Here is a 270-nt window from a genome sequence, read left to right on the forward strand (position 1 = left end):
CGTGGGGTTAATTTGTGTTGCCCAATTACTTTCCCAAACTCAAATGGATATTTTAAAAAAAGAAAAGATTAAAGTCATTATCGCCTTAGATAACGACGAAACAGGAATAAAACGCAACGAAGCCTTAGGTGAACAACTTAAAGAACAACAAATTTCTTACGAGATAAGAAGAATTCTACCCCCTTATGACAAAACTTGTAAAGATGTTGATGATTTATTACGACAATATGGGAAAGAAGCTTATCAAAAATGTTTTTTAGATCCATACAT

1 protein-coding gene is annotated in these 270 nt (G+C 32.2%); it reads left to right on the forward strand.

Annotated elements, in window-relative coordinates:
* Nucleotides 1-270: toprim domain-containing protein (locus tag RI68_RS02920; protein ID WP_038104879.1), on the forward strand; the 270-nt coding region annotated here is incomplete at both ends.

The sequence above is a fragment of the Vaccinium witches'-broom phytoplasma str. VAC genome (genome assembly GCF_000309405.1).
GTDB lineage: Bacteria > Bacillota_I > Bacilli_A > Acholeplasmatales > Acholeplasmataceae > Phytoplasma.